General features: G+C 58.2%; 17 protein-coding genes. 10 read left to right on the top strand and 7 right to left on the bottom strand.

Annotation, left to right across the window (positions count from 1 at the left end):
* Positions 1–2: 2 nt before the first annotated feature.
* Complete coding sequence (locus NKI15_RS08095; RefSeq protein WP_023668054.1) at positions 3–227, bottom strand: hypothetical protein; 225 nt, start codon at positions 225–227, stop codon at positions 3–5.
* 192 nt (positions 228–419) lie between these two features.
* Between NKI15_RS08095 and NKI15_RS08090 the strand changes: the two genes are divergently transcribed.
* Positions 420–890 carry a GFA family protein gene (locus NKI15_RS08090; RefSeq protein ID WP_023691407.1) on the top strand — a complete coding sequence of 157 codons (471 nt, stop codon included), beginning with the start codon at positions 420–422 and terminating at the stop codon, positions 888–890.
* 174 nt (positions 891–1064) lie between these two features.
* Positions 1065–1949 (top strand): alpha/beta fold hydrolase, encoded by an 885-nt coding sequence (locus tag NKI15_RS08085; protein ID WP_023736055.1) that lies wholly within the window; start codon positions 1065–1067, stop codon positions 1947–1949.
* On the opposite strand, the gene ligD is transcribed toward NKI15_RS08085, so the two are convergent.
* From ligD to NKI15_RS08070, 3 genes are all read right to left on the bottom strand, one after another.
* Complete coding sequence (gene ligD, locus NKI15_RS08080; RefSeq protein ID WP_352513830.1) at positions 1929–4571, bottom strand: DNA ligase D; 2643 nt, start codon at positions 4569–4571, stop codon at positions 1929–1931. The genes NKI15_RS08085 and ligD overlap by 21 nt on opposite strands.
* Positions 4572–4732: 161 nt before the next feature.
* Complete coding sequence (locus NKI15_RS08075; RefSeq protein ID WP_023687836.1) at positions 4733–5026, bottom strand: hypothetical protein; 294 nt, start codon at positions 5024–5026, stop codon at positions 4733–4735.
* The gene (locus tag NKI15_RS08070) at positions 5023–5247 is read right to left on the bottom strand and encodes a hypothetical protein (protein ID WP_352885976.1); all 225 of its coding nucleotides are present in this window, start codon (positions 5245–5247) and stop codon (positions 5023–5025) included. Before NKI15_RS08070 ends, NKI15_RS08075 begins: the two co-directional genes overlap by 4 nt.
* Before the next feature lie 192 nt (positions 5248–5439).
* Between NKI15_RS08070 and NKI15_RS08065 the strand changes: the two genes are divergently transcribed.
* Complete coding sequence (locus tag NKI15_RS08065; protein ID WP_023748070.1) at positions 5440–6432, top strand: YihY/virulence factor BrkB family protein; 993 nt, start codon at positions 5440–5442, stop codon at positions 6430–6432.
* Positions 6433–6505: 73 nt separating this feature from the next.
* Positions 6506–6802 carry a hypothetical protein gene (locus tag NKI15_RS08060; RefSeq protein WP_023668045.1) on the top strand — a complete coding sequence of 99 codons (297 nt, stop codon included), beginning with the start codon at positions 6506–6508 and terminating at the stop codon, positions 6800–6802.
* Positions 6803–6893: 91 nt separating this feature from the next.
* On the opposite strand, the gene NKI15_RS08055 is transcribed toward NKI15_RS08060, so the two are convergent.
* Positions 6894–8294: a phospholipase D family protein gene (locus NKI15_RS08055; RefSeq protein ID WP_023824797.1), complete on the bottom strand. Its 1401-nt coding sequence runs from the start codon at positions 8292–8294 to the stop codon at positions 6894–6896.
* Between the two features lie 423 nt (positions 8295–8717).
* Between NKI15_RS08055 and NKI15_RS08050 the strand changes: the two genes are divergently transcribed.
* From NKI15_RS08050 to NKI15_RS08030, 5 genes are all read left to right on the top strand, one after another.
* On the top strand, positions 8718–9245 hold the full coding sequence (locus tag NKI15_RS08050) for a YciE/YciF ferroxidase family protein (RefSeq protein ID WP_023681150.1): 528 nt from the start codon (positions 8718–8720) through the stop codon (positions 9243–9245).
* A gap of 215 nt (positions 9246–9460) precedes the next feature.
* Positions 9461–9673, top strand: coding sequence for a hypothetical protein (locus NKI15_RS08045; RefSeq protein ID WP_245259911.1), 213 nt, complete (start codon positions 9461–9463; stop codon positions 9671–9673).
* A 68-nt stretch (positions 9674–9741) separates the two neighbouring features.
* On the top strand, positions 9742–10518 hold the full coding sequence (gene xth, locus NKI15_RS08040; protein ID WP_023668041.1) for an exodeoxyribonuclease III: 777 nt from the start codon (positions 9742–9744) through the stop codon (positions 10516–10518).
* A gap of 115 nt (positions 10519–10633) precedes the next feature.
* Positions 10634–11206, top strand: a complete 573-nt coding sequence (locus tag NKI15_RS08035; protein ID WP_023736061.1) for a hypothetical protein — start codon at positions 10634–10636, stop codon at positions 11204–11206.
* 15 nt (positions 11207–11221) lie between these two features.
* Entirely contained in the window at positions 11222–11518 is a 297-nt protein-coding gene (locus NKI15_RS08030) for a SemiSWEET family sugar transporter (protein WP_023687830.1), read from the top strand.
* 1 nt (position 11519) lies between these two features.
* Here NKI15_RS08030 and NKI15_RS08025 read toward each other — a convergent pair whose 3' ends face one another.
* On the bottom strand, positions 11520–12119 hold the full coding sequence (locus tag NKI15_RS08025) for a cupin (RefSeq protein ID WP_023668038.1): 600 nt from the start codon (positions 12117–12119) through the stop codon (positions 11520–11522).
* Positions 12120–12159: 40 nt separating this feature from the next.
* Positions 12160–12669 carry a pyridoxamine 5'-phosphate oxidase family protein gene (locus NKI15_RS08020; RefSeq protein WP_352513831.1) on the bottom strand — a complete coding sequence of 170 codons (510 nt, stop codon included), beginning with the start codon at positions 12667–12669 and terminating at the stop codon, positions 12160–12162.
* Positions 12670–12686: 17 nt separating this feature from the next.
* Here NKI15_RS08020 and NKI15_RS08015 point away from each other — a divergent pair, with 17 nt between their 5' ends.
* Positions 12687–12989, top strand: a complete 303-nt coding sequence (locus NKI15_RS08015; RefSeq protein WP_155929678.1) for a hypothetical protein — start codon at positions 12687–12689, stop codon at positions 12987–12989.
* Positions 12990–13153 lie beyond the last annotated feature (164 nt).

Raw genomic sequence — 13153 nt, 5'->3', positions numbered from 1 at the left:
GGTCAGTCCACCTCGATTACCTTGCGCGTCGGCTTTCGTTGGCGGGGCGGCTGCTTTGCGGCTACGGGCGCCGGCGGGGTCTGCGCTATCGATGCCTCCAACAACTGTCGCTGTTCTCTAAGCCGCGCCGTCTTGGCTTCCCTGGCATGCCGCTCCGCTTCCAACAGCAACTTGGCTTCTCGATCCGCCCTCTCGATCTTTTCCCTGTCGATGCGTCGTGTTTTCAAGGTCGCCTCCTTTGGTCAGACGGCGAACAAAGTGCGGACCTGAAAAAATGTTCCCAACAAACTAAGGCCTGATCTGCCTCAAATGATATTGACGAGCAACGTGCAAGTTGCGCGCATCTGCGGCTCTGTGACGTCCAAAGGAACTGCTTGCCGTTCGCGGCGTTACGCCACCAAGCTGGCCGGAAGACTACCATGGACGACAAACCACGAACGACGATCAGAAAACCGGCCCGGATTGATCGAGGGCATTGCTTTTGCGGAGCCATCACAGCTGAATTCAGTGGCGATCCCTTTTGGATTTGTTTCGACCACGACGATGACTGCCGACGAGCGATCGGCAGCCCACTGACGATCTGGATTGGCTATCGTCCAGATCAGGTCCATTGGCTCGGCCCAAAACCAAAAACATTCTCGAAAACCAGGGGCGTCGTGCGCTCCTTCTGTTCGGAATGTGGCACCTCGATTGGGTACACCGATGAAGGCTTGCCAAACGAGTTCTACATCTCGATCGGATTCATGGACGCGCCCGAGAAGTTCCATCCCCAAGCTCAAGCCTATTGGGAAATGCGGCTGCCGTTTATCAGGATGGATGACGGTTTGCCTCGCGTCGAGGGCTACACCCGGGCGCGCGACCCCACCCAGGGCAATCCCAGAGACCGGTGAGGCAGGAGGCTGGATCCGTGCGTCAGCGCCAGGGCTGGCGGATCCTGAACGGCGGCCGAACCATTGGAATGAGAGAAATGTCCAAACGGACAAATGCCCGAAACCAATTTCACCGGGGTGGGTTGAAGATGGACATGCGGGACTTGTTTTCACAGTCTGACGACAAAGAAGCGGATGTTTGAAGGATTCAAGCTAGAGACCGTGGATCTGCCCGAGTCCTCACTGAGAGTCAGGTATGGAGGTTCAGGCCCGCCGCTTCTTTTGCTGCATGGCCATCCTCGGACGCACGTTACCTGGCACCGGGTAGCCCCACTTCTCGCCGCCGACCACACAGTTGTCTGCCCCGATCTGAGGGGCTTTGGCCGGTCCTCGGTACCGGCGGACGCCGTAGACCATGCTGGATCCTCCAAGCGTGCCAAGGCCAGGGACTGTATCGCTCTCATGCGACATCTCGGCTTTGGCCGGTTTGCGATCGCAGGCCATGACCGCGGCAGCTACACAGCGTTCCGAGCAGCGATGGATCACCCGTCAGCGATCAGCCATCTGATCGTCATGGATAGCGTCCCTATCCTGGAAGCCCTCGAACGCTGCGACGCCCGCTTTGCGAAGCTCTGGTGGCACTGGTTCTTTTTTGCACAGCCGGACAAGCCCGAACGCGCAATCATGGCCGATCCTGACGCGTGGTATGGCGGCTCAGCCGAGTCCATGGGGGCTGAGGCCTATGTCGACTACAAGGACGCAATCCACGATCCGAATGTTGTTCACGGCATGCTTGAAGACTATCGGGCAGGTCTGGCCATCGATCAATTGCACGATATCGATGACAGGAAAGCTGGTCGCCGGGTCGCGTGCCCGACCTTGGCGCTCTGGTCCGCCCGCGATGACCTTGAGGCACTCTACGGCAACGTGCTCGATGTTTGGCGACCCTGGACCACCGAACTGAAGGGCCAACCGATCGAAAGCGGACATCATATGGCCGAAGAAGCAGCCGAGGCGGTAGCCGCAGCTGTCATGGCGTTCTTGCGCGAACCGACGTCGTCATGCGGCGAGCTTTGCTGAACCAATCCGTTTGATGGCACTGCTGATCGACCGTTCGCCATCATCGTAGTCAGCCCAGGCGATGGTCTTTTTGAGGTGGCCCGGAACCGTGCGAACGGTGTATTTTTTCGGATCGAGATCCGCCTTCACCTGACTCCAGGTCAGCGGCATGGATACAGTCGCGCCTTCCCTGGCGCGAGGGGAGAGAGGGGCGACGGCTGTCGCCATGCGATCATTCCTGAGATAGTCGAGAAAAATCCGGGATGTCCGCAGCTTCTTGGCCATGTTGACGAGGTAGAGATCGGGGCTGTCTGCCGCCATCTGCATGCAGACGGCCTTTGCGAAGGCCTTGGCCTCGGCCCATGTCGTCTTGCTGCGTTGGGCCGTCAATGGCGTCACGACATGCAAGCCTTTGCCGCCCGTGGTTTTGCAGAAGCTCGCCAAGCCCAGATCTTCGAGACGATCGCGCATTTCCTTGGCTGCCGCGACCACCTTCGCAAAAGGGACTTCCGGACCGGGGTCAAGGTCGAAGACAAGTCGGCCAGGTATTTCGGGATGACCCGGCTGGCAATTCCAGGGGTGAAGCTCAAGGCCGCCTATCTGGGCGATCGCGGCCAGACCCTCGACGCGGTCGATTTGCAGATACGGTTTGTGATCGCCGAAGACTTTTACCAGTTCCAGCAGATTGGATGTGCCTGGCATTGCGTGGCGCTGGAAAAACTGCTCGCCGGCGTAGCCATCCGGCGCGCGCACGAGTGAACAGGGACGACCTTTGATATGTCTGATCATCCAGGGGCCAACGGTCTCGAAATATTCTGCAAGATCGAGCTTGTCGACGGGCTGACCGTCGCCGGCATTCGGCCAAAGCGGCTTGTCCGGCTTGGAAATGATGACGCCCATGACAACCGGGCTTTTTCCTGTCTTGCCAGTCACCTTGGCAGGGTCGGCAATCGGCGTCTCTTGAGGATCAGCTGGACGCTCGGCCTCGACGTCTTTTGCGGGCTTGTCTTCACGCAGGCCTTTGAAGGCGGCCTGCCGGATATTGCCACCCCCGGTCCAGCCGGCGAACTCGATTTCCGCGACCAATTCCGGCTTCGTCCAGAAGACGGTTGAATTCCTTTTCGGTGCGCCATCGCCGGTAAACGGCGACGTCGCGGCTTTCATCTCCTGCAGCCTGGGCATCAGCTGCTTGACCTTTGCCTCGCTGAATCCGGTCCCCACACGGCCGATATAGGCGAAATGTTCACCGCGATTGACGCCGACGAGCAATGACCGGAATTTGCCGTTGGTCGTCGACCAGCCGCCGATGACCACCTCATGCCCGGCGCGGCATTTCGATTTGGCCCAGGTGTCGGTCCTCCCCGAAACATAGGTTGCATCGGCCCTCTTGGAGACAATCCCCTCAAGCGAAAGGCGACAGGCAGAACGCAGCACCGCGTCGCCGCCATTGCTGAAGTGCTCGACATAGCGGATGAGATTTTGCGCGCCGCGATCGACTTCGCCGAGCATCTCGCTCAGACGTTCCTTCCGTTGTGAGAGAGGCATCTTTCGCAGATCGACGCCATTTGCGAAGAGCAGGTCAAAAGCAAAGTAGATCAGGTCTTTCGTCCGGCGCTCCGACAGCGCCGCCTGCAGTGCGGCAAAATCGGGCGCGCCGTTCTCGCCAAGCGCTACGATCTCGCCGTCGATGATGACGTTGGGGAGGCTGGCGGCCTCCTTTGCGATGGCGCCAAATTTCTCCGTCCAGTCAAGACCCTTGCGGGTCTTAAGGGCGATGTCCTTGTCTTCCACGCGCAACTGGACGCGATAACCGTCAAACTTGATTTCGTGAACCCAGTTCGTCCCGGCCGGCGGCCGGGAAAGCGTTGCGCAAAGCTGTGGTGGGATGAAGTCGGGCATCTTCGCCGCTGAGGCACCAGCGGCTCGCTTCGGCCGCGGAGCAGGCTTTGCCGACTTGGCGGCGCGCTTGTCGGCATGGCCGCGCTTGCTGTCCCAAACGGCATCCGCATCGGCCGACGATGAACCTTTCATCATGAACGGCTTCGGACCTGCCCCCTTTCCCGCTGCAATCCTTTCCATGCTCCGACCGGAGGCGACGGATCGGTCCTGAGCCAGCACCGCATCGCCATTGCCCTCTGTCGCGTATTTGTCGCGGTGTTTGATCAGCAGCCAGTTGGTCCGCTTCCCGCCATTGCGGTCATGCTTCATGCGCACGAGGACGAAGCTTCCATGCAGGCGCTTGCCCTGCAGCGTGAATTTCAGGTCGCCTTTTTCCAACGCCTTTTCGGGAGACATGGCGCCTTCCGGTTCCCAATATCCGCGATCCCACAACTGCACCGTGCCGCCACCATATTGTCCTTTGGGAATTGTGCCTTCGAAGTCGCCGTACTCCAGCGGGTGGTCCTCAACCTCCACGGCAAGTCGTTTGTCGTGAGGATCCAGTGATGGACCTTTGGTCACAGCCCATGATTTGAAGACCCCGCCAAGCTCGAGGCGAAGATCATAGTGCAGCCGCGTGGCCGCGTGTTTTTGGATGACGAACCGGAGTCGGTTCGAACCCGCAATCGAGCTTTCGCCGCTGGGCTCTTTCGTCTTCGCGAAATCCCTTTTGGCCCGGTAGGTTGAAAGCTCGCCCGTTTTCATGGAAGTGCCCCGACTAATGACGCAACGCCGGGACTCAACGCAGTGGGTGAGATTTGGTTCGGTTCATAGCCGAGACGACGCCGACGCTGCTTTTCCGCTCAGAGTGGCATCGGCGTCAAATGAGGCCTTCACGGAGACTACAGGTGTCGTCACCGCTGACGTTAAGGTTCCTTGGTTTGCCCAACCATTTTTGCAAGCTCTGAAAATGGTGGGATGTCCAGTTCGCCTTGCGCGTTGTTTGCGATCTGCAGAAGCCGGATCGGGAAGCAGATCGCGTCACGGTTGGCCGGTGACATGTCTTCGTAGGTCCGCTCGTCACCTGTCATGGACGCCTCTGCCTTTCGCAGGGCGGTATCGATCTCGTCAATTGACAGCAGACCTTTGTGAACGAGCAGGTTGTTGATTGACGCGACCGCCATCATCAACCCTTCAAGCTGAAGATTGGCAACGTTCATGGCTTGACCGTGTTTCCGCCGCCCGGCCTCGCCGGGGCGTTCTGGCCATCGGATTGGTGCGTCTTGTCATCCACCTCATTGACTGGCCGCGTCAGACCGACCCCACTCTTGGGTTTCTTGTTGCCGGCCGCATCCTGAGAGAACGCATCCGAAGGATCAGAACCTGTTCTAGCCGGGTACTTCGTTGCGCCGGTCTCGCGACGGTTTTCATTATCAGGCATTTTTGATCACTCCAATCGGATGACCGATAACCATTACGAGCCCGGCGAGTTCCGGCGCCGCATGGAACATTTCTGGCCGTTCGTGCAGAGACAAGCGGGCGTGTCTCGGCAATCGCGCCTCGCGCACTGGCGGCAGGTCTCGCTTTCGTTGCCGACAGCACTAGGTTGCTCGTGAGGCAAAAGGAATTCCCCATGCGGGTGGCACGCGAAGCCTGGGTTCTTGGCAAGGAGAGCATCCTCGGATTCATCAACGACAATGCCCTCAGCCACGGTGCGGCGATGGCGTTCTATGCCGTTACGTCCCTGGCCCCGATCTTGTTGATCGTTGTTGCGATTGCTGGACTTGTCTTTGGGCATGAAGCAGCTCAACTCGCTCTGTCGGCCGAAATCGCAGGCGTGATGGGATCGCAAACCGGCGACCTTCTGCGCAGCACCATCGAAAGCGCTTCTCACAGAACCGCCGGCACTGTTGCCACCTTGGTGGGCATCGTCACCCTCTTCGTGACAGCCTCCGGGGTGTTTGGCGAAATGCAGCTTTCGCTCAACACAATCTGGAAGATTGACCCACCACCCATGTCTGTGTCGCGATTGGTGCGGGCGCGGGCGGCCAGCCTGGGTCTGGTTGCAGCGTTGGGATTTCTACTGCTTGTGTCGTTGGCGGCGAGTGCCGCCATTTCCGCGCTTGGCGCTGTCATCAACGCCCATCTGCCGTTCGGCACGATCATTCTCGCGTCGATAAACGGCATTGTATCATTCGTGCTGATTTCCGCTCTGTTTGCCGCGATCTTCAAGATCCTGCCGGACCGGTCGCTCGCTTGGCGCGATGTCGCAATTGGCGCGGCAGTGACCGCTTTGCTCTTCACCATCGGCAAGTCGCTGATTGGCTGGTATATCGGAACCAGCGCGATCGCATCCTCCTATGGCGCGGCGGGTGCACTGCTGGTCGTGCTGCTTTGGGTTTACTATTCGTCTGAGATATTCCTGCTCGGCGCCGAGTTCACGCGGGCCTATTCCGTCCGTCTCGGCAGTCGGTCCGACCTTCAACCGATAGTGGAGGCAGAGAGCCCGTCGCGACAGACATCGAACCCTGGGCCAACCATCCAGCGCGAGGTGCAGGCCTGGATTGTGATCACGGGTTTGCTGACCTTCGTGGCGACACGGGTCTGGCCATCGCGGCGATCTTAGCTGCTTCCCACCAATTCTGTTTCTTTGGAACGCAACCCGGACACCGGAATTGCATAGGAACAGGAGGTTGCCCATGCCAAAATTCCGCTTTGAGACGACAGTATCCGGCCAGACTACCGCTCTCGAGGAAGAGCTAGCGAGTGCGGAGATGGCCAGTCCGAGAGCAATAGAGATGGCGCGCGTAGCGGTGGCGGCGGATCCTGGGTCAGGAACCAAGCAATCGGGATCGACTATCAAGGTCTACGATGAAGCCGGATACCTGGTCGCCACAGTCAATTTTTCCGACGTGTTGCCGAGTGATCCGGACGCCGGACAGCATGGGATTGGCGACGCGGTTGTCGAAGAACCGGGTGTGATGCGGTCTGGCTGACCCGTGGTAGATCAGGGTTTCACGTTTCGCTCACGCGATCCCCGGCACGGCAATTCGCTGAGAACGCGAGGTCCTCGCCCATCGTCAGATGCTAGAGCTGAGATTCGATCGGGAGGTGACGGACGAAGACCGCCAGGATACGGCGAAAAAATCCGGCTTCTGGTTCATGCGTATAGTCCTGAATCTTGCCTTCGCCGCATCCATGCCAATGCAGAACATTGTGCTTCAGTTCGAGCCGATAGCTTGTTTCCGGAGAGATCTCTGATTGGAATCGATGCCGCAGCTCGGCGACCAATTTCGGATCCTCAAACAGCACGCCCATTTCCGAATTCAAGGACACTGACCGTGGATCGAAATTGAAGGAACCGACGAAACCGATCTTGTCGTCGACGGTGAAAGCTTTCGTATGCAGACTGGCGCCCTTCGAGCCAAACACCGAGATTGCCGAGCGCCGGTTGAACGGCTGAAGCTCGAAAATTTTGACGCCATTCCTCAGCAGCCGCTTGCGATAGTTTGCGTAAGCGCCATGGACTGCGGCGACGTCTGTGGCGGCCAGGGAGTTGGTCAGAACCGAAACGTCAACACCGGCGCCGACAAGGTCCAGCAAGATCGCTGTGCCCCTTTTGCCGGGAATGAAATAGGGCGACACAATCTCCAGACACCCGCGCGTCGACTGGATGATGGGACGCAGCTCTTTCATAAGCCAGTTGCGACGTCTCCAACCACGAACCTTCTCCGGCGGATCGGAAATGACCCGCACGCCATCCACCCAATGAACGTCGTTGCTGGCCGCAATAAACTCTGTGATCGAGCCCCGGTTGCCGATGCCGTTCAAGAATTTGGGATCGGGGCCGGTATCGCTTCCTTCAAGCCATTTGGCATGCTCATGCTCAGCCACTGATCCCAAGGTTTTGATTGGCTTGGCTTCATTGCAAGCCCAGAAGGCATCGAATATCGCCGCGGTTTGCCGTACCGCAGGCCCCAGGAGCAGCAGATCGAGGTCCCGGAAATTGGTTTCTGCCGCATCGAAATAGGCATCGCCAACATTCCGACCGCCGACAATGGCAAATTTGTCGTCAACGATCCAAGCCTTGTTGTGCATCCGTCGCGTCAATGCAAAGAGCCGCAACAGCACTTCCACACCACGCATGATCCGACCGCGCCTGATACCGCTCGGATTGAACAACTTCAATTCGATGTTTGGATGGTTGTTCAGCGCCAGATATGCCGCATCATTTTTACGCGGATTGACGTCGTCAAGGAGCATGCGCACCCGAACACCGCGCTCAGCAGCTCGAAAAACCTCGCGAAGCAGCAAGCGGCCGGTGTGATCATCATGCCAAAGGTAATACATCAGGTCGAGACTGCGCTCAGCGCTCCTTGCCGCCAGCACGCGCACGGCGAAAGCGTCATAATTGTCCGAGACAAGCAGCAAGCCGCTCTTGCCGGCCTTGATGTTGTCGTCTGCGGTTCGCGAAAGCGATACGTCCATGAAAATTGCCACCTTTGGACGGCGCTCGCGCCATCCCGCTTAAATCATAGCTAGAACCATTCTGAGGTATTCTGGTTGCATACGCAGCGTCCAATCACCCAATTCCTGGATGCAAGCGGGGCCCAGCAATCAAGCGGCTGCAGAGCGGTAAGGAGGCTTGAGAGGCGTTGCCCCGACTGCTCTGCTGCCGCCGCGGAACTTGCTTCTCCTGTAGTGCCAGGCCCTCAGACCGCACGACCGTTGGCGGGAGCCCGATGGCGTGCGCCCCGCCGCGGCTCTTCGACGAGAATGACGTGGTCGTTGTTCTCACTGAAGCGCAGGACCCTTTAAATTTAGATATCTCCATTATCCCGGAACCGGGTTCGGGTTTCCGAGTTAAGAAAATGCTCGCGACGGGCAATTTTCAACAGAGGAGACGGCACAATGCCCACTGCCAAGAAAGCCAATGGCAACAACAAGGACCTGGAGGACCTTTTCCTCGATGGCCTCAAAGACATCTACTATGCCGAGAAGAAAATTCTGAAAGCCTTGCCGAAGATGGCCAAAGGCGCATCCGAAGAGCAAGTTTCGGCAGCATTCGAGAAGCACCTCGCTGAAACCGAGGGGCAGGTCGAACGTCTGGAGGAGGTCTTCGAGATTCTCGGCGCGGCCGCGCGCGGCAAAACCTGCCCGGCGATCGACGGCATCCTGGAGGAAGGATCTGAAATCCTTCAGGAGTACAAGGGTTCGACTTCGCTCGATGCAGGGCTCGTCGGTGCCGCGCAAGCCGTAGAGCACTATGAGATTGCCAGGTATGGAACCCTGATTGCCTGGGCTACGACGCTCGGCAAGGATGACGTGGTTGCGCTCCTCAATGCGACACTTGAGGAGGAGAAGGCCACCGACGAGGCGCTGACTGCCCTCGGTGAAGCCGGCGTCAACGAACGAGCGGCAGAACGGAAAGCGGCTTGATTGATCGCCTACCCAACCGCCTCGGCGACCTATGTGCCGAGGCGGTCCCGGGAGATGAAGGACATGATCACGCATATCTACAAAGGACTGGAATGTTTCCTGCTTGAGTGTTCGGCCGCGCTGGTCAGGCGCCGCGCCCTTGGTGGTTCGCGCAGCGATCCTCGGCAGCTGCGAGAAGAGCGCAGACATGAGTTCAGGGCCCGCAAAGTCGCCGAATGAGCGCCAAGATGGAGAGTCGGATGGGCTTCTTTGGAAAATATTTCTCAGGACTGTTGAGCAAGAAATCGACTGACGGCAAGGGGAGCGGCGATATGCGGAAAGCTACCGGCGCGGGTCCGGCGATTGCTGCCCATTCCAAAGATGCAAAGACATCCGCGGCTTCCGGTCAAAGCACCAATGCTTCGAGCAAAAATGCAGATGGACGATGACAAAAGGCAAGATTTGGCTACCGACCCTATGTCGCATCGAAGCGGCGCGAAGACGTTAAATCGTCGAGATGACCCGCATCGCAACCTTCAACGTCAATGGCGTCAACGGCCGACTGCCAGTGCTTCTCAAGTGGCTTGGCGAAACCGGCTATGACATCGTCTGCCTTCAAGAACTGAAGACCTCTGACGAAAAATTTCCCGTCGATGCGATTAGAAACGCCGGCTATGGCGCAATCTGGCACGGACAGAAGTCCTACAATGGCGTGGCAATCCTCGCTCGCGGGATTGAGCCGCTGGAACGTCGTCGAGGTCTGCCGGGCGATCCCGACGATTCGCACAGCCGCTACATCGAGGCAGATGTGAATGGGCTTGTTGTCGGCTGCCTGTATTTGCCCAATGGCAATCCAGCGCCGGGGCCGAAGTTCGACTACAAACTTCGCTGGTTCCGACGTTTGATCACCTATGGCCAGGTGCTGCTCGGCGATAGCTCACCGACCATCCTGTGCGGCGACTATAACGTCGTTCCAGGCCCGATCGACGCGGCGGTGCCGGGGCGCTGGGTTGGCGATGCCGTTTACTTCCCCGAGAGCCGGAGCGCGTACGCCGAAATGCTTGCTCAGGGCTGGTTCGATGCGGTTCGTCGCATTCATCCAGAAAAAGGAATTTACACCTATTGGAACTTCTCCTACCGCGGCGGGTACGATCGGAGTTCCGGGCTCCGGATGGACCATCTCTTGCTGAGTTCATCCCTATTGGATCGCCTGAAGAATGCCGGAGTAGATGCCGAAACGCGTGCATGGGACAAGCCGAGCGATCATGCGCCAGCCTGGATAGAACTTGATTGAGCTTCCTCGGCAAGGAGCCTGAAGACCTAGCGGCGCTCCTTCGTGATTACATTTGGCCGCGCATGTCTATCGTCAACAATGAGGACTGCCGGCGCCAAGCGATTCAAAGGACGCAATGATGACAAACACTCAAAAGGAAGCTGAACTGATTGCGCGCCTTGCACGCCAGCATGGCGTCACTGACGGCGCTGTCATGGCTGTCCTTGAGGCGTTGCGGCGTGGTGGTGGAACCATGGCCCAGTTCAGCCACGTCGACTTCGGAGGAATGTCACAATGGTCCTCCGGCATGACGATGGTCGGCGGCATGTTCAATGACAGCCTCAAGGCGAAGCTCAACGCTATCGCAGCGGAGCTCTCGGCCTACCTGCGCGATCATCCCGCCAAGCCAAAACGCGCCGACACGAATGTGAGCTATCGTTCTGCAGCTATGGCCCACGCCGGCTCATGGTGGCCTGAGGAGCTTGGGAGCCCGTCTGCCGCTGGTTCTCAAAACAATATGCGCTACGCAGCGTTTCCTGAGCAAAGCCGCCTGGTCATCGACGATCATGGAAAGATGGAGATTTATGACACAGGCGACCATCGCATATCCGGTGTTTCGCAGAGCCAGAGCACGGACTCCACCCTGACCTTTGTCAGCCAGCACGGCGTGGTCCGCGTATCTGATCTCAAGCGCGTATCTGCGACGTAGGTCAGGGCCGCTTCCATGCAGACAGTCACGCTCATCGGCTATCTCGCGACCGTCTGCTCGATGAGCAGTTTCACCCCGCAAGCCTGGAAAATCATCAGGACACGAGAGACAAGCGGCATCTCCGCACCGATGTATGCCATCACTGTGTTGGGCTTCGCCTTGTGGCTGGCCTTCGGCATCATGAAGGCAGAGTGGCCGATCATAATCACGAATGGCGTCTGTCTCCTGCTGTCAGCCTTCATTCTCACAATGACAGTCCTGCCGCAGGCTGAGAAAGACGCAGTTGCCAAGGCTTTCGACCCCGACGACTAAATTAGCGCTTCCAACTTTTCAGCAGCGGACCTTGGCTGCCATATGCAGGATCCTTGCGCGGACGCCCCACCTTGGGGATGGTTGCGAGCGCATCGCTATGCTGATCCTTGCTCCTACATTCGTCATAAGTCCCAAACGGAGGATACGCGCCGACAACCAAAAAATCATCGGATGCCGAGAGGCATTGGTGCCCGGTGCCTGCCGGGAGGACCGCTACGTCGCCAGCCTTCAGCGACAGCGTTCGTCCTTTCTTGCCGCCAAACCGGACTTCAGCATTTCCGCGCGCAATTCCCAGAACCTCGTGTATTTGCGAATGATAATGAACGTAATCATAGATGCCGTTTCGCCAGCTATCGCCCCATCCGTTTGCATCGAAAAGCACCTCCATGACGGCTGCTGGATCAAGTCCTTCGGGCAATTCGACGGCGCCGCGATAAACGACGAGCGGCCATGCTGGATGATTGGGTACAAGTCCATCATCCTTGAACCAGAACTCATTCGACTTTCGCTGCCTCACAAATCCGGCGACAGCTTGCTTGCGCGGTCTTGCGAAACCGGTGACGTTCTCGATCACTTTCTTGCTGGTTTCCAAAATGCTCATCGACGCTGCCTCTAAAGCAGAGGTTAGTTTAGCCGCTCGCTCAGAGCTCGACCTTTGCGTTGTCGCCCACATTCGGCTTGGCGCCGGTAACGGCCGCAAACACCATCGTTGCGGTAGCCATGATTAGCCCCGGGCTGTCCCACAATTCGCCTTCGTCGGGTTTGACCGTTATCAGACGAATCTCGGGATCATCGGCATTATCCCACCAGGCTGCGTCAGTTTTCTCCCAGAGTTCGGTGATCTTTTCCCTATCATTTGTCACTGTGGCCGGGCCTGACATCGTGACGTATTTGTAGTGGCTGTTGTCACTCCAGGCCAATGTGACCTTTGGATAGGTCGACAGTTGCTCGCTCTTGGCGCTGTCGTCATTGACGAGGAAGTATATGGCGTTTTCTTCACGGACCACACGCGCAGATAGCGGACGGGCTCGATTGTACTCGCCGTCCCAGGTCACGAACATGCAGACGTCGATGTTTTCGGCGAGTTCCCAGATGCGGTCTGTTGCCTCGGCGGGCGTGAGGTCCGTCTGCTGCTCTCGGCGGTTAGCCATAAGATGTCCTCCTGCGGGTGAATATCCTTGCTGACAACTCACGTCCCGCCACGACGTTCCAACTCACTGGTTCCTTCGACCTGCTAAGCGGCGGTGGAACTTTCGAAATTGCCGGAAGTTTGGATGGCAAACGCGAGGCCATGATGGCGGACAAGACGCTTCGAACATCAAAACGGACACCCGAGCAGGACGCAAAGGGTCAGTCGGAAAAGGACCACAAGGGCGGCGGAAGCGATGGCGTCGCCAGCGCCGATCCGCGGGTGATCTCCGGCAAAAAAGACGGCGACGCGACATTCCCTGTCAAGGGACCGAAGAAATAGCTATGAGCTCATTGGCAGGGCATCTGGCGGTGTCATCAATGCCACGGAGAAAATTGACGAACGGCTCAAGTCATTTCGCTAAGAGCGACAGAGTTAGGGCCGGCCTTCCCGACTTGCCGCCCGCCAAGTGCGATCGCGGCAATCGTCAATCCGCATCGGCCATG

This window comes from Mesorhizobium sp. M0862, from assembly GCF_040319795.1.
Taxonomy (GTDB): domain Bacteria; phylum Pseudomonadota; class Alphaproteobacteria; order Rhizobiales; family Rhizobiaceae; genus Mesorhizobium.
Note: the sequence above shows the minus strand (reverse complement) of the source record. Positions and strands in the feature narration are given on the sequence as shown.

What these genes read in the sequence shown, in the direction of transcription:
- NKI15_RS08090 (WP_023691407.1), top strand. Translation starts at nt 420, where the DNA reads ATGGACGACAAACCACGAACGACGATCAGAAAACCGGCCCGGATTGAT.
- NKI15_RS08085 (WP_023736055.1), top strand. Translation starts at nt 1,065, where the DNA reads ATGTTTGAAGGATTCAAGCTAGAGACCGTGGATCTGCCCGAGTCCTCA.
- ligD (WP_352513830.1), bottom strand. Translation starts at nt 4,571, where the DNA reads ATGAAAACGGGCGAGCTTTCAACCTACCGGGCCAAAAGGGATTTCGCG.
- NKI15_RS08075 (WP_023687836.1), bottom strand. Translation starts at nt 5,026, where the DNA reads ATGAACGTTGCCAATCTTCAGCTTGAAGGGTTGATGATGGCGGTCGCG.
- NKI15_RS08070 (WP_352885976.1), bottom strand. Translation starts at nt 5,247, where the DNA reads ATGCCTGATAATGAAAACCGTCGCGAGACCGGCGCAACGAAGTACCCG.
- NKI15_RS08065 (WP_023748070.1), top strand. Translation starts at nt 5,440, where the DNA reads ATGCGGGTGGCACGCGAAGCCTGGGTTCTTGGCAAGGAGAGCATCCTC.
- NKI15_RS08060 (WP_023668045.1), top strand. Translation starts at nt 6,506, where the DNA reads ATGCCAAAATTCCGCTTTGAGACGACAGTATCCGGCCAGACTACCGCT.
- NKI15_RS08055 (WP_023824797.1), bottom strand. Translation starts at nt 8,294, where the DNA reads ATGGACGTATCGCTTTCGCGAACCGCAGACGACAACATCAAGGCCGGC.
- NKI15_RS08050 (WP_023681150.1), top strand. Translation starts at nt 8,718, where the DNA reads ATGCCCACTGCCAAGAAAGCCAATGGCAACAACAAGGACCTGGAGGAC.
- NKI15_RS08045 (WP_245259911.1), top strand. Translation starts at nt 9,461, where the DNA reads ATGAGCGCCAAGATGGAGAGTCGGATGGGCTTCTTTGGAAAATATTTC.
- xth (WP_023668041.1), top strand. Translation starts at nt 9,742, where the DNA reads ATGACCCGCATCGCAACCTTCAACGTCAATGGCGTCAACGGCCGACTG.
- NKI15_RS08035 (WP_023736061.1), top strand. Translation starts at nt 10,634, where the DNA reads ATGATGACAAACACTCAAAAGGAAGCTGAACTGATTGCGCGCCTTGCA.
- NKI15_RS08030 (WP_023687830.1), top strand. Translation starts at nt 11,222, where the DNA reads ATGCAGACAGTCACGCTCATCGGCTATCTCGCGACCGTCTGCTCGATG.
- NKI15_RS08025 (WP_023668038.1), bottom strand. Translation starts at nt 12,119, where the DNA reads ATGAGCATTTTGGAAACCAGCAAGAAAGTGATCGAGAACGTCACCGGT.
- NKI15_RS08020 (WP_352513831.1), bottom strand. Translation starts at nt 12,669, where the DNA reads ATGGCTAACCGCCGAGAGCAGCAGACGGACCTCACGCCCGCCGAGGCA.